The sequence below is a fragment of the Pseudomonas sp. R11F genome, from assembly GCF_050312575.1.
GTDB classification, from domain to species: Bacteria; Pseudomonadota; Gammaproteobacteria; order Pseudomonadales; family Pseudomonadaceae; genus Aquipseudomonas; species Aquipseudomonas palleroniana.
The window spans coordinates 39,230-62,060 of record NZ_JBNPJU010000004.1; the positions used below are offsets into that span (position 1 = coordinate 39,230).

Here is a 22,831-nt window from a genome sequence, read left to right on the forward strand (position 1 = left end):
TCAGTCAGCGCGAAGGCGTTAAACAGTGAAAGCATCTTGCAGCAGTTTTTCCTGCTGCTCGGCGTGCATCGACGCATAACCACACGCAGGTGCAGCAGATGCATCACGGCCGGCGTACTCCAGGCCCAGGGCCTTGTTGTGGTTACCGATGCTGCGACGCAGGTGATGCTGGCTGCTGTACCACGCGCCCTGGTTCATCGGTTCTTCCTGGCACCACACCACGTTAGTGAGGTTGGTGTAAGGCGCGATGGCCTCCATCAGGTCGTCTTCCGGGAACGGGTAAAGCTGCTCGATACGCACGATGGCGATGTCTTCGCGGCCTTCGGCACGGCGTTTTTCCAGCAGATCGTAGTAAACCTTGCCGCTGCACAGGATCAGGCGAGTGACCTTGGCTGCGTCCAGCGTATCGATTTCTGGAATCACGGTCTGGAACGAACCATCGGCCAGATCTTCCAGGGTCGAGATGGCCAATTTGTGACGCAACAGCGATTTCGGGGTCAGCACTACCAGCGGCTTGCGCAGCGGGCGGATCACCTGGCGACGCAGCAAGTGGTAGATCTGGGCCGGGGTAGTCGGCACGCACACCTGGATGTTGTGCTCGGCGCACAGTTGCAGGTAGCGCTCCAGACGGGCCGAGGAGTGCTCCGGACCCTGACCTTCATAACCGTGCGGCAGCAGCATGGTCAGACCGCACAGGCGGCCCCACTTGTGCTCACCGCTGGTGATGAACTGGTCGATCACCACTTGGGCACCGTTGGCGAAGTCGCCGAACTGGGCTTCCCAGATCACCAGCGCGTTTGGCGTGGTGGTGGAGTAACCGTATTCGAACGCCAGTACGGCTTCTTCGGACAGGAACGAATCGTACAGGTCGAAACGTGGCTGGCCTTCGTACAGGTGCTTGAGCGGAATGTAGGTGCTGGCGTCTTTCTGGTTGTGCAATACCGCGTGACGGTGCGAGAACGTACCACGGCCGATGTCCTGGCCGGTCATGCGGATCGGGTGACCTTCGAACGCCAGGGTCGCGTACGCCATGGTTTCGGCGTAACCCCAGTTGATCGGCAGGCCGCCGGCTTGCATCTTCTGACGGTCTTCGTAGATCTTCGCAACCTGGCGCTGCACCACGAAACCTTCTGGAATTTCCAGCAGCTTGGCGGACAGTTCCTGCAGGGTCTTGAGGTCGAACGTCGTGTCGTGACGCGCAGTCCAGGCATGGCCCAGGTATGGGCGCCAGTCCACGAACAGCTCTTTGTTCGGCTCTTTAACCAGGCTTTTCACTACGTGCAGACCATTGTCCAGCGCGTTGCGGTATTCATCGACTTTCGCCTGAACACGCGCATCGTCTACCACACCGGCCTTGATCAGGTTGTCGGCGTACAGCTCACGGGTGGTGCGCTGCTTGGTGATCTGCTGGTACATCAACGGCTGGGTGCCGCTTGGCTCGTCCGCTTCGTTGTGACCGCGACGGCGGTAGCAAACCAGGTCGATCACCACGTCACGCTTGAATTGCATGCGGTAGTCGACAGCGAGCTGGGTCACGAACAGCACGGCTTCCGGATCATCACCATTCACATGGAGGATCGGCGCCTGGATCATCTTGGCAACGTCGGTGGCGTACTCGGTGGAACGCGCGTCCAACGGGTTGCTGATGGTGAAGCCCACCTGGTTGTTGATGACGATGTGAACGGTACCGCCGGTCTTGAAGCCGCGAGTCTGCGACATCTGGAAGGTTTCCAGGACCACGCCTTGACCGGCGAATGCCGCGTCACCGTGGATGGAAATCGGCAGAACCTTCTCACCGGTGGCGTCGTTACGACGGTCCTGGCGAGCACGCACCGAACCCTCGACCACTGGAGAAACGATTTCCAGGTGGGATGGGTTGAAGGCCATGGCCAGGTGAACTTCACCGCCGGTGGTCATTACGTTGGACGAGAAGCCCTGGTGGTATTTAACGTCACCGGAACCCAACTCGACCTTCTTCTTGCCTTCGAACTCGTCGAACAGTTCACGCGGGTTCTTGCCGAAGGTGTTGACCAACACGTTCAGGCGACCACGGTGAGCCATGCCGATCACGATTTCCTTGGTGCCGTAGGAACCGGAACGCTGGATCAGCTCGTCGAGCATCGGAATCAGGCTTTCGCCGCCTTCCAGGCCGAAACGCTTGGTGCCTGGGTATTTGGTGCCCAGGTATTTTTCCAGGCCTTCGGCAGCGGTTACGCGCTCGAGCAAGTGGCTGCGCACATCGGCGGACAACACCGGACGGCCACGCACGCCTTCCAGGCGATGCTGGAACCAGTGACGCTGCTCGGAATCGGTGATGTGCGTAAACTCAGCGCCGATGGTGCGGCAATATGTCTGCTGCAACGCTTCGTGAATTTCGCGTAGGCTCGCTTCCTCTTTGCCGATGAACAGGTCGCCGGCACGGAAGGTCGTATCAAGATCGGCATTGGTCAAGCCGTAATGATTGATCGACAGGTCAGCAGGTGCAGGACGCTTCCAGAGCCCCAGCGGGTCAAGCTGGGCCGCCTGGTGGCCACGCATCCGGTAGGCCTGGATCAGTCGCAGTACTTCAACTTGCTTCTTCTCGTGCTCACTGCTCACGCTGCCGGCGGAAACCGGTTGGGCGCGGCGCTGGTTCTTTGCCAGCAGCACAAACTGATCGCGAATTGTTGCATGCGATACATCGGTGGCAGCGTTGCCGTCTGAAGACAACGTCTGAAATTTGGTGCGCCATTCTTCTGGCACAGCGTTAGGGTCGTGCAGGTAGAGCTCATAAAGCTCTTCCACATAGGCAGCGTTACCACCTGAAAGATAGCCGCTGTTCCACATGCGCTGCATCACGCTTTCTTGCATGCTTGGTCACCCTCGGTTAGGGGACACCACCGGCGAAGACACCGAGTCTGCTTGCAAAAGGCCGAGTGCAGCGACCAAAACAAGCCACTTAGGATCACGCTGATAGTCCGGGTACCAACCCGGATGCCCCTGCTTGTCTCATTTCTTCAAAATAAGAGCCGCGACCTTGTAAGTCGCTGCTCAGGTTAAAACTACGGCGCCGGTTGAAGCCTGCGCCGCAGCATCTACGGGCACAACGGTCCTGCTTTGCTACAACGTCGCTTACACGCCGCTTTGCAGCAGCATGTTACGGATGTGACCAATGGCCTTAGTCGGGTTCAGGCCTTTGGGACATACGTTGACGCAGTTCATGATCCCGCGGCAGCGGAATACGCTGAACGGGTCATCCAGTGAAGCCAGACGCTCGGAGGTCTTGGTATCACGGCTGTCTGCCAGGAAGCGATAAGCTTGCAGCAGAGCGGCTGGACCCAGGAATTTGTCCGGGTTCCACCAGAAGGACGGGCACGAAGTCGAGCAGCAAGCGCACAGGATGCACTCGTACAGACCGTCGAGCTTTTCACGCTCTTCCGGGGACTGCAGACGCTCGATGGCCGGAGCCGGCGTGTCGTTCTGCAGGAACGGCTTAACTTTCTCGTATTGCTTGTAGAAGATGCTCATATCGACGACCAGGTCACGGATAACCGGCAAACCTGGCAGAGGACGAACGATCAGCTTGTTGCCTTTCACCACGGCGGACAGCGGCGTGATGCACGCCAGGCCATTCTTGCCGTTGATGTTCATGCCGTCGGAGCCACAAACGCCCTCGCGGCAAGAGCGACGATAGGAGAAACCTTCGTCCTGCTCTTTGATCAGTGCCAATACATCCAGCACCATCAGGTCTTTACCACCGGTATCGACCTGGAACTCCTGCATGAACGGCGCAGCGTCCTGATCAGGGTTGTAGCGATAAACACTGACTTTCAACATGGCAGCCACCCTTAGTAAGTCCGAATCTTCGGTTCAAACGTCGGAACCGTCTTCGGCGAGAAGTTCACGGCACGCTTGGTTACGCGCTTGTCACCCGGGAAGTACAGGGTGTGGCACAACCAGTTTTCGTCGTCGCGATCTTCAAAGTCTTCACGGGCGTGGGCACCACGGGATTCTTTACGAACCTCGGCGGCGATCGCAGTCGCTTCAGCCACTTCCAGCAGGTTTTGCAGCTCAAGGGCTTCGATACGGGCAGTGTTGAACGCCTTGCTCTTATCGTTGATCTTGACGTTGGCGATGCGCTTGCGCAGGTCTGCCAGCTGAGCAATACCCTTCTGCATGTATTCGCCGGTACGGAATACACCGAAGTAGTTCTGCATGCAGCTTTGCAGCTCGCGACGCAGGGTAGCCACGTCTTCGCCATCGGTACGCTCGTTCAGAGCGTTCAGGCGCGCCATGGCCCGGTTGATGTCGGCTTCGGTCGCGTCGTCGTAATGGATACCGTCGGTCAGCGCCTTTTCCAGGTGCAGGCCGGCAGCGCGGCCGAATACCACCAGGTCGAGCAGCGAGTTGCCACCCAGACGGTTGGCGCCATGTACCGATACGCAAGCCACTTCGCCTACGGCGAACAGACCGTGGATGATCTCGTCCTGGCCGTCGGCATTCTGGGTGATCGCCTGACCGTGAATGTTGGTCGGCACGCCGCCCATCATATAGTGGCAAGTCGGAACAACCGGAACCGGGGCAACTACCGGGTCAACGTGGGCGAAAGTCTTGGACAGTTCGCAGATACCTGGCAGGCGGCTGTGCAGTACTTCTTCACCCAGGTGATCGAGTTTCAGCAGTACGTGGTCGCCATTCGGGCCACAGCCGTTACCGGCGATGATTTCCTTGACCATCGAACGGGCCACGACGTCACGACCGGCAAGGTCTTTGGCGTTCGGAGCGTAACGCTCCATGAAACGCTCGCCATGCTTGTTGATCAGGTACCCACCTTCACCACGGCAACCTTCGGTCACCAGTACACCGGCGCCGGCAATACCGGTCGGGTGGAACTGCCACATTTCGATATCTTGTACCGGCACGCCAGCACGCAGAGCCATGCCGACGCCGTCACCGGTGTTGATCAGGGCGTTGGTGGTCGAAGCGTAGATACGGCCTGCGCCCCCTGTCGCCAGAACGGTAGCGTTGGCGCGGATGTAGGTGGTTTCACCGGTTTCGATGCAGATGGCGATCACGCCGACGAATGCACCGTCGGCGTTCTTCACCAGATCCACCGCGTAGTACTCGTTCAGGAACGTGGTACCGGCTTTCAGGTTGCCCTGATAAAGGGTGTGCAGCAACGCGTGACCGGTACGGTCGGAAGCGGCGCAGGTACGGGCAGCCTGCCCGCCCTTGCCGTAATCCTTCGACTGACCGCCGAATGGACGCTGGTAGATACGGCCTTGCTCGGTACGGGAAAACGGCAGACCCATGTGGTCCAGCTCGAACACCGCGGCCGGGCCTTCCTGACACATGTATTCGATAGCGTCCTGGTCACCGATGTAGTCGGAACCCTTGACGGTATCGTACATGTGCCAGCGCCAGTCATCGTTCGGGTCGGCGGAGGCGATGGCGCAAGTGATGCCACCCTGGGCCGATACGGTGTGGGAACGGGTCGGGAACACCTTGGTGATCACGGCAGTCTTGTGACCGCCCTGGGCCAGTTGCAGCGCTGCGCGCATGCCCGCACCGCCGCCACCAATAATGATGGCGTCGAAGGAAATAGTTGGAATGTTAGCCATGAATCAGATACCCCAAAGAATCTGCACACCCCAGACGAAGTAAGCGAACATCGCGACGCCGCATACTGCCTGGAAGAGGAAACGTACTGCGGTCGCGGACTTGCCCAGCGCCATCGGCGTCAGGTAGTCGGTCGCGATGGTCCACATGCCGACCCAGGCGTGAGCGCCCAGGGCTACAAGGGCCAACAGACTGAAGATTCGCATCGCATTATGGGAGAACAGGCCGTGCCATTGCTCATAGCCGATGCCCGGATTTGCGACGAGGTATCCGATCAGGAAAATGAAATAAGCCGCGAGAACGACCGCAGACACACGCTGTGCCATCCAGTCATAGAGGCCCGAACGCGAAAGGTTCGTAACGCTGGTTACCATATCCAAACTCCTGCCAGAACGATCAGCACCACGGAAATGGCGATGATGATTTTCGAGCCCAGGCGGCCGCCTTCCAGCGTCTCACCGATACCCGCATCCATGATCAAGTGGCGCACACCGGCTACCAGGTGATAAAGCAGAGCGGACAGGAGGCCCCATGCTACGAACTTGGCCAGCGGGCTGGTCAAGCATGCCTTCACCTCGGCGTATCCTTCCTCGGAACCCAGGGATTTGCTCAATGCATAAAGCATGATGCCCAAGCCCAGGAACAGGATGATGCCGGAAACACGGTGCAGGAACGACGTAACGCCGGTGATGGGGAGTTTGATGGTCCTTAGGTCTAGGTTTACAGGTCGTTGGCTATTCACGGCTTTTTTTCACACTGAAGAGCCCCTAACAATCAGGGCAAAGTTGTTGGGGAGTGCACTGGTCAGGTAACCACCACCCAGGGATGCGACCCCCATCAAATCAGGCCCAAAAGCCCCTGGCGGTCGGAGGCCGAGTATAGACAGTTAGGTTACTAATGACAACGCGCACTCCTCACCCGAATAGCGCATTGCTTTAACCGGATAAAAGGCGTAAATGGCAGGCAATTTCGACGAAAAAGTATGGTTAAAGCCTTCTGGAGCAAGACTTTAGGCAAATTGACATCTGAATTTATCTCACTATAGTGGTGCGGGCCCTGCGTGGGGGGTCTGTCTGATGATTTGAAGCATAAATAGGAGGCCACATGGCTGACAAAAAAGCGCAGTTGATCATCGAGGGCGCAGCCCCCGTCGAGCTGCCCATTTTAACCGGCACCGTTGGTCCCGATGTAATCGACGTACGGGGCCTGACGGCCACGGGCCGTTTCACATTCGACCCAGGCTTCATGTCGACCGCCTCTTGCGAGTCGAAGATCACCTATATCGATGGGGATAATGGCATCCTGCTGCATCGGGGCTACCCGATCGAGCAACTGGCTGAGAAGTCGGACTACCTGGAAACCTGCTATTTGCTGCTAAATGGCGAATTGCCAACCGCCGAGCAGAAAGCCAAGTTTGTCAGTAACGTCAAGAACCACACCATGGTTCACGAGCAGTTGAAGACCTTCTTCAACGGTTTCCGTCGCGATGCCCACCCGATGGCGGTCATGTGTGGCGTGGTCGGCGCCCTGTCGGCCTTCTATCACGACTCCCTGGACATCAATAACCCGCAGCATCGCGAAATCTCCGCGATCCGCCTGGTTGCCAAGATGCCGACCCTGGCCGCGATGGTTTACAAGTACTCCATGGGCCAACCCATGATGTACCCGCGCAACGACCTGTCGTACGCGGAAAACTTCCTGCACATGATGTTCAACACCCCGTGCGAGATCAAACCGATCAGCCCGGTACTGGCCAAGGCGATGGACCGGATCTTCATCCTCCACGCCGACCACGAGCAAAACGCCTCCACTTCTACCGTACGCCTGGCCGGCTCTTCGGGTGCCAACCCGTTCGCCTGTATCGCCGCCGGTATCGCCGCATTGTGGGGCCCTGCCCACGGCGGTGCGAACGAAGCCGTATTGACCATGCTCGATGAAATCGGCGATGTCTCCAACATCGACAAGTTCATCGCCAAGGCCAAGGACAAGAACGATCCGTTCAAGTTGATGGGCTTCGGTCACCGCGTCTACAAGAATCGCGACCCGCGTGCCACCGTGATGAAGCAGACCTGCGACGAAGTGTTGAAGGAACTGGGCATCAAGAACGACCCGCAACTCGAACTGGCCATGCGCCTGGAAGAGATCGCCCTGACCGACCCTTACTTCATCGAACGCTCGCTGTACCCGAACGTCGACTTCTACTCGGGGATCATCCTCAAGGCGATCGGCATTCCAACCAGCATGTTCACCGTGATCTTCGCTCTGGCGCGGACCGTGGGCTGGATCTCCCACTGGAAAGAAATGCTCTCCAGCCCGTACAAGATTGGCCGCCCGCGCCAGCTGTACACCGGTTACGAGTCGCGTGACATTACCAAGCTGGAAGATCGCAAATAAGCACCGACTGCTTGTTGCAATGAAAACGGCCTCCCTTCGTGGAGGCCGTTTTTGTTTGTGTCGGCCGGCCTGATCATTCCCACGCTCCGCGTGGGAATGCATACCGGGGAGCTCTGCGTCCCAAGGCGTGACGCGGAGCGTCACAAGAGGCATTCCCACGCAGAGCGTGGGAACGATCAAAACCAGTCGCGTGACATTCCGAAGCTGGAAAATCGCAACTAAGCCGATCGCTCCCACGCTCCGCGTGGGAATGCATACCGGGGCGCTCTGCGTCCCAAGGCGTGACGCGGAGCGTCACAAGAGGCATTCCCACGCAGAGCGTGGGAACGATCAAACCAGTCGCGTGACATTCTGAAGCTGGAAAATCGCAACCAAGCCGATCGTTCCCATGCTCCGCGTGGGAATGCATACCGGGACGCTCTGCGTCCCAAGGCGTGACGCAGAGCATCACAAGAGACATTCCCACGCGGAGCGTGGGAACGATCAAACGCCAGGCAAAAAAATGCCCCGGCCTTTCGACCGGGGCATTCTTATCCAGCGCCAACCTTAGTGATTGACCGCCCCGCTCGCCCCCAGGCCAGTCTGCGAACGCACAAACTGCGGGAAGAACAGCGCACGCTCCTTCTCTGCCGCCGCCGACTTGTCGGTGATGGAGAAGAACCAGATGCCGATGAACGCAATGATCATCGAGAACAGCGCCGGGTATTCATACGGGAAGATGGCTTTTTCATGGTGCAGGATCGAGACCCAGATGGTCGGACCGAGGATCATCAGGCCGACAGCACTGACCAGCCCCAGCCAGCCGCCGATCATCGCGCCACGGGTCGTGAGCTTTTTCCAGTACATGGAAAGCAGCAGTACCGGGAAGTTACAGCTGGCAGCAATCGAGAACGCCAGGCCGACCATGAACGCAATGTTCTGGCTTTCGAACAGAATACCCAGGCCGATCGCCAAGACACCCAAGGCCACGGTGGTGATCTTCGACACGCGAATCTCATCTTTCTCGTTGGCCTTGCCCTTCCTGATCACGCTGGCATACAGGTCGTGTGACACCGCAGACGCACCGGCCAGGGTCAGGCCGGCAACCACCGCCAGGATGGTGGCGAAAGCCACGGCCGAGATGAAGCCCAGGAAGATACTGCCACCCACCGCATTGGCCAGGTGCACCGCCGCCATGTTATTGCCACCCAACAAGGCGCCTGCCGCATCCTTGAACGCCGGGTTGGTGCTGACCAGCAGGATCGCGCCGAAGCCGATGATAAAGGTCAGGATATAGAAATAGCCGATGAAGCCCGTGGCATACAGCACGCTCTTACGCGCTTCCTTCGCGTCGCTGACGGTGAAGAAGCGCATCAGGATATGCGGCAGGCCGGCGGTCCCGAACATCAGGGCCAGGCCGAGGGAGAAGGCGGAGATCGGGTCTTTGACCAGGCCGCCGGGGCTCATGATCGCTTCACCTTTAGGGTGGACCTTGATCGCCTCGGAGAACAACGTATTGAAGTCGAAGTTGACGTGCTTCATCACCATCAGCGCCATGAACGAGGCACCGGACAGCAACAGCACCGCCTTGATGATCTGCACCCAAGTGGTCGCCAGCATGCCGCCGAACAGCACATACAGGCACATCAGGATCCCCACCAGGATCACCGCAACGTGGTAATCCAGGCCGAACAGCAACTGGATCAACTTGCCCGCGCCCACCATCTGCGCGATCAGGTAGAACGCGACCACCACCAGCGAGCCGCAGGCCGACAGGCTGCGGATCTGGGTTTGGCCCAGGCGATAGGACGCCACGTCGGCAAAGGTGTACTTGCCCAGGTTACGCAAGCGCTCGGCGATCAGGAACAGGATGATCGGCCAGCCCACGAGGAAGCCGATCGAGTAGATCAACCCGTCATAACCCGAGGCGTAGACCAGTGCGGAAATGCCCAGGAAGGACGCTGCCGACATGTAGTCACCGGCAATCGCCAGGCCATTCTGGAACCCGGTGATCTTGCCGCCGGCCGCATAGTAGTCGGCCGCCGACTTGTTGCGCTTGGACGCCCAGTAAGTGATGCACAGGGTCGCGCCGACAAACGCGATAAACATCACGATCGCCGAGATGTTCAGCGGTTGTTTGTGCACTTCGCCAGTCAATGCGTCCGCTGCCCAAACAGCTGGAGCCAGCAGCGAAGCGCCGAATACTGCCAATAGACGCCGGATCATTGCGCAGCCTCCTTGAGAATCGCATTGTTCAGGTCGTCAAATTCGCCATTGGCCCGGCGCACATAAATGCCGGTCAGGATGAAAGCGGACACAATCAATCCGACGCCCAGGGGAATGCCCCACGTAATCGAGGAGCCAGGACTGATCTTGGCGCCCAGCACTTGTGGTCCATAGGCAATCAACAGGATGAAAGCGGAGTAAAGCCCAAGCATGATCGCCGAGAGAATCCAGGCGAATCTTTCCCTTTTTCTCACCAGCTCCTTGAAACGCGGGCTGTTTTGAATCGAGAGGTAAATGCTGTCGTTCATTGTTTTTATCCTCGCAGCACAGCTTTTTATTATTGGAACGTATCCACTGTATGCGGCTCTGGAACAGGTTCCAGACGACCTTAGTATTAGAGGGAGTGTAGCGAGGGTTTTCGAGGGTGCAGGAGGATTTGCAGAGGGGGATACCCCTGTGGGAAAGGGCAAGCCCCCTCCCACAAGGTTAAATCAGAGAATATTACTTAGCGGTCCACTCAGCGACGCGCTCAGGGTGCTTGGCCACCCAATCCTTGGCCGCGGCATCAGGCTTGGCACCCTCCTGGATCGCCAGCATGACTTCGCCGATTTCGTCCTTGGAGGCCCACTGGAATTTCTTCAGGAAGGCCGCGACTTCCGGCGCTTTCTTCTCCAGGCCCTTGCTGCCGATGCTGTTGACGGTTTCAGCAGCGCCATAAACGCCCTTTGGATCGTCCAGGAAGCGCAGTTTCCATTTGGCGAACATCCAGTGCGGCACCCAACCGGTGACGGCAATGGATTCCTGCTTGTCTTCGGCACGGGTCAGTTCGGCGATCATCGCCGCGCCCGAGCTGGCTTGCAGCTTATAGTCCAGACCGTATTGCTTGATGGCTTCGTCGGTCTTGAGCATCACGCCTGAACCGGCATCGATGCCGACGATCTTGTTCTTGAAGGTCGTATCAGTCTTGAGGTCTTCGATGGATTTGGCCTTGACGTACTCCGGCACGATCAGGCCGATCTTCGCATCCTTGAAGTTGGGGCCGTAGTCGACCACCTTGTCTTTGTTCTTGGCCCAATACTCACCGTGGGTCACAGGCAACCACGCGGAGAGCATGGCGTCGAGCTTGCCGGTGGCGACGCCCTGCCACATGATCCCGGTGGCGACGGCTTGCAGTTTCACGTCGTAACCGAGTTTTTCCTTGATCACCTCTGCCGCCACATGGGTAGTGGCAACGCTGTCGGACCAACCGTCCACATAGCCGATGCTCAGGGTTTTGCTGTCGGCGCTGGCCAGTGTGGAGCTCATCGCAACTACCAGAGTGGCAGCTGCGCCCAAGAGTCGTCGCATCTTCATAATACTTCCCCGAAAGTGCTGCGCCCGACGGATGCCGGGCGACATCAACCTGTGTTGTTTTAGGGTGCGCCGCGCGCCCTTCACGCGCATCGATCCGGATGTTGCGGCATCAGTGGAGTGCTGACCTTGCGATAATCAACCTGCCGGGGTGTTGGACCTGCTCTGTCAGCGACCTTGTACGAGCAAGAAACGACATCACATAGCCAGTAGGACGCTTTGTCTTACCTGACGTCAAAATCCCGCCCGAACTTTGCATGTCAAAATCATGCAGCCCACTGAAACGGGCTAAATCGGGGTAAGATGCGCGCCTTTGCTCCCCAGATAAGCTGACCATGCCCGCGACTGCCCGCTTTCCTGCCCTGCCCTACTTTTTCGCTTTGTTCCTCGGCTTGCTTGCCATCGTCGGCTATTGGTACGGCATCGGCCGGCCCGTGGTGCTGCCGGACGTCGCCAGCGCCACACACAAGATGCAGTGCGCGTCCTACACGCCCTTCGATAAAGACCAATCGCCCTTTGACCAGCCATTCAAGCTGCGCCCCGAGCGCATGGATGCCGACCTTGCGCTGCTGGCCACGCGCTTTGAATGCATCCGCACCTACTCGATGACCGGCCTGGAAGCGTTGCCGGACATGGCGCGCAAACACGGGCTGAAGTTGATGGCCGGCGCCTGGGTCAGCAGTGACCCGATTGCGACTGAAAAAGAAGTCGACGAACTGATTGCAGCCGCCAACGCCAACCCCGACGTGATCACCTCGGTGATCGTCGGCAACGAGGCCTTGTTGCGCAAGGAAGTCACGGCCAGGCAACTGGTCACGCTGATCCATAAAGTCAAAAGCCAGATCAAGCAGCCGGTCACCTATGCCGACGTCTGGGAATTCTGGCTGAAACACCCGGAAATCGCCCCGGCAGTGGACTTCCTGACCATTCACCTGCTGCCGTACTGGGAAGATGATCCTTCCGGCATCGACCAGGCTCTCAAGCATGTCGGTGATGTACGCCAGACCTTTGGCAACAAGTTCGCCTCTAAAGATGTACTGATCGGCGAAACCGGCTGGCCCAGCGAAGGCCGCCAGCGCGAAACGGCTGTGCCGAGCCGGGTCAACGAAGCCAGGTTCATGCGCGGTTTCGTGGCCATGGCCGAAGCCAATGGCTGGCGCTACAACTTGATCGAAGCCTTCGACCAGCCGTGGAAACGCGCCAGTGAAGGCGCCGTCGGGGGCTACTGGGGCTTGTTCGATGCCGATCGCCGGGACAAAGGCATCCTCGCCGGCCCGGTGAGCAATGTGCCGTACTGGCCGCTGTGGCTCGGCGTAGGTGGCCTCATCCTGCTGGGCAGCCTGACGCTGGGCGGGCGCGTTCGCAGCCCTCGCAACGCCCTGGTGCTGCCATTGCTCGGTGCCGTCGCAGCCTGCTCCATCGGCACCTGGGCGGAACTGACCCGCGTGACCGCACGCTTCAATGATGAATGGGTATGGGCAGGCTTGCTGGTGGTGTTGAACCTGCTGGTGCTGGCCCACGCCGCCCTCGCCCTCAGCGCCCGTCAGGGCTGGCGCGGGCGAGCCTTCAACTGGCTTGAGCAGCGTGCCGGCTGGCTGATCGCAATCGCCGGGTTTGCAGGGGCGGTGATGATGCTGGCGCTGGTGTTCGACCCGCGTTATCGCAGCTTTCCGAGTGCGGCGCTGGTGCTGCCGGCCCTGGTGTATCTGGTACGCCCGGTGACCGGGCCACGCCGGGAGATTGCCCTGCTGGCCTTCATCATCGGAGCCGGCATTGCGCCGCAGCTGTACCGCGAAGGGGTGTTGAACCAGCAGGCTTGGGGTTGGGCGGTGGTCAGCGTGCTGATGGTTGCAGCTTTGTGGCGTTGCTTGCGGGTGCGCAAGGTCTGAAACCGCTATCGGGAGCAAGCCCCCTCCCACAGTGGACTTCATTGCCTCAGGCAAATGCTTTCAACTGTGGGAGGGGGCTTGCTCCCGATGAGGCCCTATCAGACGCCGCGCGGCTTGCGGACCAACCGCAGCCCGGCAATCACCACCGCAAATACCGCAAACGTCGTGTTGTACAACGCCAACGCCGGCAACCCGAACACCATCCCCAACACAGCCAGCCCCCACCCCGCGCGACCCGGCACAAAGAACGCCAGCACCGACGCCACCAACGCCGCCCAACCCAGCACCTTGAAGTGAATCATCAACCCCAGGTTGGAGCGCAACTGGCATTCCCAGCGGCTGGCTTCATCGACGCAAATACCCACCCACCGGCCATCCTCCATGAAACCGTAGCGAGCGCCATAACTGGCGGCCAACCATAACGGCAGGGCAATAAGCAGCAGGATCAGCGGCAAACGACGAGACATGGGGCACTCCGATAGACAAAAACGGCGCCCAGCTTAATGCTCCGACGCCCATTGGCAAGGTACAAACATACAATTAGTGTTCAGCAGGGCCTGGCAAAGTGTATCGTCTGGCTGCTACACCCCCGATTCCTGCGTTATTTTCCGATAATTCGTGCCGTGTGATGGCACTTCGGCGACAGGGCGGTGGTCATAGCCTGCGATCTTCATTCAGCACGTTTCCTCTTAGGGATTAAGTCATGCTCCGTTCCTTGCGCTGTGCGGCCCTGTTGGGCAGCCTATTTTTGAGTGCGTCAGCACTGGCGGTCGATATCGACCAAGCCACCTATGGCTACCCTTTGACCAACCCGTTTGAAGCGACTATCGCGACGACACCGCCCGACCTGCGGCCAAAGCTGCCGAGCAACGATGAGATCAACCAGTCCGACTACAGCCTGACCATGCGCCCAGAGCGTGAGTTCAGCCTCCCGGACAACTTCTGGGCCGTCAAGAAGCTCACCTACCGTATCGCCAAGCAAGACCGCGCCGCGCCGCTGATCTTCCTGATTGCCGGCACCGGCGCACGGTATGACAGCAGCCTCAACGAATACCTGAAAAAGCTCTACTACCAGGCCGGCTACCACGTGGTGCAGCTCTCCTCGCCCACCAGCTTCGACTTCATCGCGGCCGCCTCGCGCTTCGCCACCCCGGGCATCACCCAGGAAGACGCCGAAGACATGTACCGGGTGATGCAAGCGGTGCGCGCGCAGAATGCGTCGCTGCCCGTCACCGACTACTACCTGTCCGGCTACAGCCTGGGCGCGCTGGACGCCGCATTCGTCAGCAAACTCGACGAAACCCGGCGCAGCTTCAACTTCAAGAAAGTGCTGTTGCTCAACCCGCCGGTCAACCTCTACACCTCGATCACCAACCTCGACAAACTGGTACAGACCGAGGTCAAGGGCATCAACAACACCACCACCTTCTATGAGCTGGTGCTGGGCAAGCTGACCCGCTACTTCCAGCAGAAGGGCTACATCGACCTCAACGACGCCCTGCTCTATGACTTCCAGCAATCCAAGCAACACCTGACCAACGAACAGATGGCCATGCTGATCGGCACCTCGTTCCGTTTCTCGGCGGCCGACATTGCGTTCACTTCGGACCTGATCAACCGCCGCGGCCTGATCACCCCGCCGAAATACCCCATCAGCGAAGGCACCAGCCTCACGCCCTTCCTCAGGCGTGCGCTGCAATGCGACTTCGATTGCTACCTGACCCAGCAGGTCATTCCGATGTGGCGCGCGCGCACCGACGGCGGCAGCCTGTTGCAACTGGTCGACCAGGTAAGCCTTTACGCCCTCAAGGACTACCTGCACAGCAGCCCGAAAATCGCGGTCATGCACAACGCTGACGACGTGATCCTCGGCCCTGGCGACCTCGGTTTCCTGCGTCAAACCTTCGGCGATCGCTTGACCGTCTACCCGCTGGGCGGCCACTGCGGCAACCTCAATTACCGCGTCAACGCCGACGCCATGCTGGAGTTCTTCCGTGGCTAAATATCTTTTGCTGCTCGCCGCCTTGATGTGCGCGGGCGTGGCCAACGCCGACAACAGCAAGGCCCACGAGCCGATCAAGGTTGACTCCGATGGCTTCAAGGAGCCGCTGTCCAAGCTCAAGTTCAACCCCGGCCTGGACCAGCGTGAGTTCGAACGTTCCTCGCTGACCGCGCTCAACGTCTACGACCCGCTGGAATCGTGGAACCGCCGCGTCTACCACTTCAACTACCGGTTTGACCAATGGGTATTCCTGCCTGTGGTCGACGGTTATACCTACATCACCCCACGCTTCCTGCGTACCGGCGTGAGCAACTTCTTCAACAACCTGGGCGACGTGCCCAACCTGTTGAACAGCCTGCTGCAGCTCAAGGGCCACCGCTCCCTGGAAACCACCGGGCGCCTGCTGCTCAACACCACCATCGGCATCGCCGGCCTCTGGGACCCGGCCACCGCCATGGGCCTGCCACGCCAGAGCGAAGACTTCGGCCAGACCCTGGGCTTCTACGGCGTGCCCGGCGGCGCGTACCTGGTACTGCCGATCTTCGGCCCATCGAACCTGCGCGACACCACCGGCCTGATCGTCGACTACGGCGCCGAAACCGAGGTCAACTTCCTCAACGTGTCCAAGGTCAGCGAAAACCACCCGGAAATCTGGGCCCTGCGCGCAGTCGACAAGCGTTACCAGACCAGCTTCCGTTATGGGCAGATGAACTCGCCGTTCGAATACGAGAAGGTGCGGTACATCTATACCGAGTCGCGCAAGTTGCAGATTGCCGAGTAACCTCCCGAGGGGCCTGTCGACCGTGGCGGGCCCCTTTTGATCTCGCCGTAAAACAGCCACTCGTCGAATGCCGCCCGCATCGGCCAATCCCGCCTTCGCTTCGTAACACTTCAGCAGTTGCACAGCCGCTAGCAAAACTGCTGCAAAAGCCATCACTTAGCCATCCTCGGTTGCATCGGGTGATCGCCGTCAAAAAAAAACCTCGCGCACTCACTTCCAAACGCTATAACTACGCAGGCCAAACAAGCGAATTGGTTGGCCTCGCTCATTGCCATTACTTGTCGTTACTTCTATAAATTCCCTACCTCTTTTCCAGGGGGGTAACAGCTTCGAATAATCGAGGCACTTCAACGTCACTCAGAAATAATAAGCACGTTTCATCCGTGGTGAACTTTCGCGGCCGTTACGGACAGCCATCCGTGAGGGCATCGGACTAAAACAGTTAATCTCAGATTTCATAAGGAAATGATGAAATGAAAACGCTTACTTCAATGCCTCCTTACGTCAAAGATGTCCGCTTATTCTCCGAACAGTTGAAAGAAGCCAACAGTTTTTTTGACGACCCGGCGCTCAAAGACATTCAACTCAAGGACAACGACAATCCCTACGCTGATAAGGATGGGCTCATTGAATTTATCATCGGCAACGAACTGGTCAATGACCCGGAGGTGATGAAAAAAATCTCCGAGCTGAAAGAGTACCTGATCGGCATGACGTCCGTCGTTACCAACTATGTGCAGCGCAAGGCCGCCGCCGAAGGGGAGCAGTATAAAACCGATGTGAAACTGTGGAGCCTTGCGCTGTCAAAACTGCCGTTGATGGGTCCTAGTAAAATCGATGAGCAAACCTATTCGCGGCATATTCGCGGGGTCAGTATTGCCACTGACTTTGTCAACTTCATACTGGACATCGTCGCATCGCAAGGAAGCACCGCCCTGGACAGTTTTCAGAAGTTCCTGGCCAAACAAGGTGACGCCCTGCGCTTTGGTGTTGAAAAAAACAAGGACTTCTATAGAACCATTACGGTGGGTGTTTCCGTCGAAGTCTTCAAGATCGGCAACACCATCATGTACATTCCGAAAATCAAACAGTACCGCGTTAATTTCGACAGAAGCAACTCGAAGTTTTCGTCCGCGTGTGCCAGCGCCGAGTTCGTCGACATCAACTTTGCCTACCAATATGGTGCCAATGTCTTTGACTATGAAGCACTGAAGGATCCTGCCATCAAAAAAGACTTTGATGACTTCCTGCGCAAACAACGCAAATCACAAATTGAAGACGCTACTACGTTCTTCGACGATGATTTCCCTGTAAAAAAACCGACATCCGACCAGGTCAGCAAAGCCGGTTAGTTACTCCTGACGCGCCATGACACAGAAGCGACCAGTGAGGGGCCAGCCCTCATTGGTCGCTTTATCTGCTCGTTCAGTGTTACCACCCGCCTCCCGGCAGCCGAACGGTTGTGGGAACACTGAGCACCTTGCTTAAACTCGTGGAGCAACCACTCGACCACATCGCCCGTATACTGCAGCGCAGTCAGCGCAAACGCCCAGCGTGCAGGGGCGCGGCGAGTTTCTTGAGCCCTGCGCAAGGCCGGTGCTACCATGCCCGACCGCCTGTCTTGGCAAGGAATCAACTGGTTTATGAGCAGCATTCGCGAGCGCAACAAAGAAAAGATCCTGCGGGCGGCCAGCGAGGAGTTCGCCGACAAAGGCTTCGCCGCGACCAAAACCAGTGACATCGCCGCCAAGGCAGGGCTGCCCAAGCCCAACGTCTATTACTACTTCAAGTCCAAGGACAACCTCTACCGCGAGGTGCTCGAAAGCATTATCGAGCCGATCCTGGCCGCTTCCACGCCGTTCAACCCGCAGGGCACCCCCAAGGAAGTGTTGAGCAATTACATCCGCTCGAAAATCCGCATCTCCCGCGACCTGCCCTTTGCCTCCAAAGTGTTCGCCAGCGAAATCATGCACGGCGCCCCGCACCTCAGTGCCGACCAGGTCGAGCAGCTTAATGCCCAGGCCAAGCACAATATCGATTGCATCCAGAGCTGGGTGGAACGCGGCCTGATCGCAGCCATCGACCCCCATCACCTGATGTTCAGCATCTGGGCGGCGACGCAGACCTATGCGGACTTCGACTGGCAGATCTCGGCAGTGACCGGCAAGGCCAAGCTGGATGAAGCCGATTATGAGGCAGCGGCGCAGACGATTATCCGGTTAGTGCTCAAGGGCTGTGAGCTGGACTGATACACCGAGTGGCCTGTGCCCATCGGGAGCAAGCCCCCTCCCACATTTGACGGCGCACACCGTCAAAATTGTGGGAGGGGGCTTGCTCCCGATGGGGCCCTCAAATCAGGCTGAAACGCCCGCATCCGCCCACAACCCCAGCCCCTCGATCGCCGTGATCGCACACTGCTCGTCAATATCCGACGTATCCCCACTGATCCCGATCGCCCCCAGCACCAGCCCTGCCTGATCCCGAATCAACACGCCGCCCGGCGCGGGCACCACGCTGCCCTGCCCCAGGCTGTTCAATGCCGCAATAAACGCCGGGCGCTGCTGGGCGTCCAGTGCCAACAAGCGAGAACCCTTGCCCAGTGCAATCGCCCCCCAAGCCTTGCCGATGGCGATCTGCGGGCGCAGCAGGCTGGCGCCGTCTTCGCGCTGCAAGGTGATCAAGTGCCCGCCGCTGTCGAGCACCGCAATGGTCAGCGGAGCGGCCGAAATCGTGCGGCCTGCGGTAAGGGCCTGCCCGGCCAGTTGGGTGGCGAGTTTCAAGGTTAAAGCGCTCATGGTGCCGTCCTTCTTTTGTTATTGGAAATACGGTGGAGGTCTGCTTGATCAGATGCTCGATCAAACAAATAGAACACAATGAAATAAATTTTTGTATACAATATTTACAGACAAAGTCTCCACATGTCGGAAAAACCCCTTCCGACGAGCGTAAAGGCTGGTTCATGAAATGCATTGACCTGCGCCTCTCGCCGTGAATACACTTTGACCACTCACCACTTGTATACAATTACAAAACGCAAGAGGCACCAAAACCATGAGCAAAATGAGAGCAATCGAAGCCGCCGTTCTGGTGATGCGTCGTGAAGGCGTCAACACCGCCTTTGGTATCCCGGGTGCTGCGATCAACCCGTTGTATTCGGCCTTGCAGAAGGTCGGTGGCATCGATCACGTCCTCGCTCGCCACGTTGAAGGTGCCTCGCACATGGCCGAGGGCTACACCCGCACCAAGGCCGGGAATATCGGCGTGTGCATCGGCACATCGGGGCCGGCGGGTACCGACATGGTCACCGGCCTGTACAGCGCCTCGGCCGACTCGATCCCCATTCTCTGCATCACCGGCCAGGCACCGCGGGCCCGCCTGCACAAGGAAGACTTCCAGGCCGTCGACATCACCAGCATCGTCAAGCCGGTGACCAAGTGGGCTACCACCGTGCTGGAGCCCGGCCAAGTGCCCTATGCGTTCCAGAAAGCCTTTTATGAAATGCGCTCCGGCCGCCCCGGCCCGGTGCTGATCGACCTGCCGTTCGACGTGCAGATGGCCGAGATCGAATTCGACATCGACGCCTACCAGCCATTGCCCCTGGCCAAACCCTTGGCCACCCGCGTGCAAGTGGAGAAAGCCCTGGCACTGCTGGACCAGGCCGAACGTCCACTGCTGGTCAGCGGCGGCGGCGTGATCAACGCCGACGCCAGCGAACTGCTGGTGGAGTTCGCCGAGCTGACGGGCATTCCCGTCATCCCTACCCTGATGGGCTGGGGCACCATTGCCGATGACCACCCGCTGATGGTCGGCATGGTCGGTCTGCAAACCTCGCACCGTTATGGCAACGCCACCCTGCTCAAGTCGGACGTGGTGCTGGGCATCGGCAACCGCTGGGCTAACCGTCATACCGGTTCGGTGGATGTCTACACCGAGGGTCGCCGGTTCATTCACGTCGACATCGAACCGACGCAGATCGGCCGCGTGTTCACCCCGGACCTGGGTATCGTCTCCGACGCGGGCAGCGCACTGACGATGTTCATTGAAGTGGCGCGCGAGTGGAAAGCCGCCGGCAAGCTCAAGGACCGCAGCGCCTGGTTGCATGACTGCCAGCAGCGCAAAGCCACCCTGCAGCGCAAGACCCACTTCGACAACGTGCCGGTCAAGCCGCAGCGGGTGTACGAAGAAATGAACCAGGTGTTCGGCAAAGACACCTGCTACGTCAGTACCATCGGCCTGTCGCAGATTGCCGGCGCGCAATTCCTGCACGTCTACAAACCCCGCCACTGGATCAACTGCGGCCAGGCCGGCCCCTTGGGCTGGACCATCCCGGCCGCGCTCGGCGTGGTCAAGGCGGACCCGAGCCGCAAGGTCGTGGCGCTGTCGGGCGACTATGACTTCCAGTTCATGATCGAAGAGTTGGCGGTGGGCGCGCAGTTCAAGCTGCCGTACATCCACGTGGTGGTGAACAACTCCTACCTCGGCTTGATCCGCCAGGCCCAGCGCGGTTTTGAAATGGACTACTGCGTGCAGTTGTCTTTCGACAACCTCAACGCGCCTGAACTCAATGGCTATGGCGTCGACCACGTGGCTGTCGCCGAGGGCCTGGGTTGCAAGGCACTGCGTGTGTTCGAACCCAGCCAGATTGCGCCGGCGTTGCGCCAGGCCGAGCAGATGATCGAAGAATTCAAGGTGCCGGTGATCGTTGAGATTATTCTGGAGCGGGTGACCAATATTTCCATGGGCACTGAGATCAACGCCGTCAACGAATTCGAAGATCTGGCCCTGGTCGGCAACGATGCGCCGACCGCCATTTCCCTGCTCGATTAAGGAGAACCTTATGCCGCGTTTTGCCGCCAACCTGTCCATGCTGTTTACCGAGCAGGACTTTCTTGCCCGCTTCAAAGCGGCCGCCGACGCCGGTTTCCAGGGGGTCGAGTACCTGTTTCCGTACGAGTTCAGCTCGGCCGAAATCAAGGCGCAACTCGACGCCCATGGCCTGACGCAAGTGCTGTTCAACCTGCCGGCCGGTGACTGGGCCAAGGGCGAGCGCGGCCTGGCCTGCCATCCGGACCGGGTCGAGGAGTTCCGCGCCGGGGTCAAGCTGGCCATCGCCTATGCCCAGGTGCTGGGCAATACCCAAATCAACTGCCTGGCGGGCATCCGGCCTGCCGGGGTAGATGATCAAACCCTGGAAACCACCTTCGTCGCCAACCTCAAGTATGCCGCCGACAAGCTGCAAGCGGCCGGCATCAAGCTGGTGATGGAGATGATCAATACCCGCGACATCCCAGGCTTCTACCTGAACAACACCGCCCAGGCCCTGTCGATCCGCGAGCAAGTGGGCAGTGACAATCTGTTCCTGCAATACGACATCTACCACATGCAAATCATGGAAGGCGACCTGGCCCGAACCATCGCGGCGCATCTGCAAGCGATCAATCACATCCAGCTGGCGGATAACCCCGGGCGCAATGAGCCGGGCACGGGGGAGATCAACTACCGCTTCCTGTTCGAACACTTGGACCGCATCGGTTACACGGGCTGGGTCGGCTGCGAATACAAGCCGCTGACCACCACCGAAGCGGGTTTGGGCTGGTTGAAAACCCACAACGCCATCTAATAAAAAGAGGATTGCTTCATGGCTAAGATCGGATTTATCGGCACCGGCATCATGGGCCAACCCATGGCCGCCAACCTGCAGAAAGCAGGTCACCAACTGTTTCTTTCCGAACACCACGGCAAGGCCCCGGCCGAGTTGATCGCAGCCGGCGCCGTGGCGTTGGCCAACCCGCAGCAGGTTGCCCAGGAAGCCGAGTTCATCATCGTGATGGTGCCCGACACCCCGCAGGTCGATGACGTACTGTTTCGCAAAGACGGCGTCGCCGCAGGCTTGTCACCGAACAAAGTGGTGATCGACATGAGTTCGATCTCCCCTACCGCGACCAAAGCCTTCGCCGCGAAGATCAACGAGACGGGCGCGCAATACCTGGATGCGCCGGTGTCCGGTGGTGAAGTCGGCGCAAAAGCCGGCACCCTGAGCATCATGGTCGGCGGCGAGCCGCAGACGTTTGAACGCGCACTGCCGTTGTTCCAGAGCATGGGCAAGAACATCACCCTGGTGGGCGGCAATGGCGATGGCCAGACAGCCAAGGTCGCCAACCAGATCATCGTCGCGCTGAACATCCAGGCCGTGGCCGAAGCGCTGTTGTTCGCATCGAAAAACGGCGCCGATCCGGCCAAGGTGCGTGAAGCGCTGATGGGCGGCTTTGCCTCGTCGAAGATCCTGGAAGTGCATGGCGAACGCATGATCAAGGGTACCTTCGATCCTGGTTTCCGCATCAACCTGCACCAGAAGGACCTGAACCTGGCCCTGGCGGGTGCCAAAGAGCTGGGGATCAACCTGCCGAACACCGCCGGCACTCAGCAAGTGTTCAGTACGTGCGCCGCAATCGGTGGCGGTAACTGGGACCATTCGGCGCTGATCAAGGGCCTGGAGCATATGGCGAATTTCTCGATTCGCGATCAGTAAATCCTGACCTGGAATGCGATCGATTGTGGGAGGGGGCTTGCTCCCGATAGCGGTGGATCAGTCAGCAAAGCGGTGAATGACAC

The 22,831-nt window shown here is 58.9% G+C and carries 19 protein-coding genes; 9 read left to right on the plus strand and 10 right to left on the minus strand.

Features of this window, described 5'->3' with window-relative positions; all coding sequences use genetic code 11:
* Positions 1-18: 18 nt before the first annotated feature.
* From ACQRBV_RS00420 to sdhC, 5 genes are all read right to left on the minus strand, one after another.
* Entirely contained in the window at positions 19-2,850 is a 2,832-nt protein-coding gene (locus tag ACQRBV_RS00420; protein ID WP_090365959.1) for a 2-oxoglutarate dehydrogenase E1 component, read from the minus strand.
* 261 nt (positions 2,851-3,111) lie between these two features.
* Positions 3,112-3,816: a succinate dehydrogenase iron-sulfur subunit gene (locus tag ACQRBV_RS00425; RefSeq protein ID WP_003172807.1), complete on the minus strand. Its 705-nt coding sequence runs from the start codon at positions 3,814-3,816 to the stop codon at positions 3,112-3,114.
* 11 nt (positions 3,817-3,827) lie between these two features.
* Positions 3,828-5,600 (minus strand): succinate dehydrogenase flavoprotein subunit, encoded by a 1,773-nt coding sequence (sdhA, locus tag ACQRBV_RS00430; protein WP_060754520.1) that lies wholly within the window; start codon positions 5,598-5,600, stop codon positions 3,828-3,830.
* A gap of 3 nt (positions 5,601-5,603) precedes the next feature.
* Positions 5,604-5,972, minus strand: coding sequence for a succinate dehydrogenase, hydrophobic membrane anchor protein (sdhD, locus tag ACQRBV_RS00435; protein ID WP_003172805.1), 369 nt, complete (start codon positions 5,970-5,972; stop codon positions 5,604-5,606).
* The gene (sdhC, locus tag ACQRBV_RS00440; protein WP_016979564.1) at positions 5,966-6,340 is read right to left on the minus strand and encodes a succinate dehydrogenase, cytochrome b556 subunit; all 375 of its coding nucleotides are present in this window, start codon (positions 6,338-6,340) and stop codon (positions 5,966-5,968) included. Before sdhC ends, sdhD begins: the two co-directional genes overlap by 7 nt.
* A 362-nt stretch (positions 6,341-6,702) precedes the next feature.
* Between sdhC and gltA the strand changes: the two genes are divergently transcribed.
* Positions 6,703-7,992 carry a citrate synthase gene (gene gltA, locus ACQRBV_RS00445; RefSeq protein WP_060754521.1) on the plus strand — a complete coding sequence of 430 codons (1,290 nt, stop codon included), beginning with the start codon at positions 6,703-6,705 and terminating at the stop codon, positions 7,990-7,992.
* A gap of 546 nt (positions 7,993-8,538) precedes the next feature.
* Here gltA and ACQRBV_RS00450 read toward each other — a convergent pair.
* The 3 genes from ACQRBV_RS00450 to ACQRBV_RS00460 form a co-directional block, all read right to left on the minus strand.
* A complete protein-coding gene (locus tag ACQRBV_RS00450; RefSeq protein WP_060754522.1) occupies positions 8,539-10,197 on the minus strand; it encodes a cation acetate symporter in 1,659 nt (552 codons plus the stop codon).
* Entirely contained in the window at positions 10,194-10,505 is a 312-nt protein-coding gene (locus tag ACQRBV_RS00455; RefSeq protein ID WP_003190001.1) for a DUF485 domain-containing protein, read from the minus strand. The genes ACQRBV_RS00450 and ACQRBV_RS00455 overlap by 4 nt, the downstream gene beginning before the upstream one ends.
* 193 nt (positions 10,506-10,698) lie before the next feature.
* A complete protein-coding gene (locus ACQRBV_RS00460; RefSeq protein WP_060754523.1) occupies positions 10,699-11,550 on the minus strand; it encodes a glycine betaine ABC transporter substrate-binding protein in 852 nt (283 codons plus the stop codon).
* A 332-nt stretch (positions 11,551-11,882) separates the two neighbouring features.
* Here ACQRBV_RS00460 and ACQRBV_RS00465 point away from each other — a divergent pair, with 332 nt between their 5' ends.
* On the plus strand, positions 11,883-13,436 hold the full coding sequence (locus ACQRBV_RS00465; protein ID WP_411984557.1) for a glycosyl hydrolase family 17 protein: 1,554 nt from the start codon (positions 11,883-11,885) through the stop codon (positions 13,434-13,436).
* 98 nt (positions 13,437-13,534) lie between these two features.
* Here ACQRBV_RS00465 and ACQRBV_RS00470 read toward each other — a convergent pair whose 3' ends face one another.
* The gene (locus ACQRBV_RS00470; RefSeq protein WP_090365963.1) at positions 13,535-13,903 is read right to left on the minus strand and encodes a hypothetical protein; all 369 of its coding nucleotides are present in this window, start codon (positions 13,901-13,903) and stop codon (positions 13,535-13,537) included.
* A gap of 236 nt (positions 13,904-14,139) precedes the next feature.
* Here ACQRBV_RS00470 and ACQRBV_RS00475 point away from each other — a divergent pair, with 236 nt between their 5' ends.
* The 4 genes from ACQRBV_RS00475 (at position 14,140) to ACQRBV_RS00490 (ending at position 18,468) form a co-directional block, all read left to right on the plus strand.
* Positions 14,140-15,438, plus strand: a complete 1,299-nt coding sequence (locus tag ACQRBV_RS00475) for a serine/threonine protein kinase (RefSeq protein ID WP_060754526.1) — start codon at positions 14,140-14,142, stop codon at positions 15,436-15,438.
* Entirely contained in the window at positions 15,431-16,219 is a 789-nt protein-coding gene (locus ACQRBV_RS00480) for an MlaA family lipoprotein (protein WP_060754527.1), read from the plus strand. The genes ACQRBV_RS00475 and ACQRBV_RS00480 overlap by 8 nt, the downstream gene beginning before the upstream one ends.
* Before the next feature lie 473 nt (positions 16,220-16,692).
* Positions 16,693-17,571 carry a hypothetical protein gene (locus tag ACQRBV_RS00485; protein WP_158510691.1) on the plus strand — a complete coding sequence of 293 codons (879 nt, stop codon included), beginning with the start codon at positions 16,693-16,695 and terminating at the stop codon, positions 17,569-17,571.
* A 291-nt stretch (positions 17,572-17,862) separates the two neighbouring features.
* Complete coding sequence (locus tag ACQRBV_RS00490) at positions 17,863-18,468, plus strand: TetR/AcrR family transcriptional regulator (protein WP_104995926.1); 606 nt, start codon at positions 17,863-17,865, stop codon at positions 18,466-18,468.
* A gap of 105 nt (positions 18,469-18,573) precedes the next feature.
* On the opposite strand, the gene ACQRBV_RS00495 is transcribed toward ACQRBV_RS00490, so the two are convergent.
* Positions 18,574-19,014 (minus strand): GlcG/HbpS family heme-binding protein, encoded by a 441-nt coding sequence (locus ACQRBV_RS00495; protein WP_060754530.1) that lies wholly within the window; start codon positions 19,012-19,014, stop codon positions 18,574-18,576.
* Positions 19,015-19,270: 256 nt separating this feature from the next.
* On the opposite strand from ACQRBV_RS00495, the gene gcl reads away from it, so the two are divergent.
* From gcl to ACQRBV_RS00510, 3 genes are read left to right on the plus strand one after another with little or no spacing between them, the layout of a single operon-like run.
* Complete coding sequence (gene gcl / locus ACQRBV_RS00500) at positions 19,271-21,046, plus strand: glyoxylate carboligase (RefSeq protein WP_090365967.1); 1,776 nt, start codon at positions 19,271-19,273, stop codon at positions 21,044-21,046.
* A gap of 10 nt (positions 21,047-21,056) precedes the next feature.
* A complete protein-coding gene (gene hyi / locus ACQRBV_RS00505) occupies positions 21,057-21,839 on the plus strand; it encodes a hydroxypyruvate isomerase (RefSeq protein WP_244698052.1) in 783 nt (260 codons plus the stop codon).
* Between the two features lie 18 nt (positions 21,840-21,857).
* Positions 21,858-22,748, plus strand: a complete 891-nt coding sequence (locus ACQRBV_RS00510; protein ID WP_060754533.1) for a 2-hydroxy-3-oxopropionate reductase — start codon at positions 21,858-21,860, stop codon at positions 22,746-22,748.
* Positions 22,749-22,831: the final 83 nt, after the last annotated feature.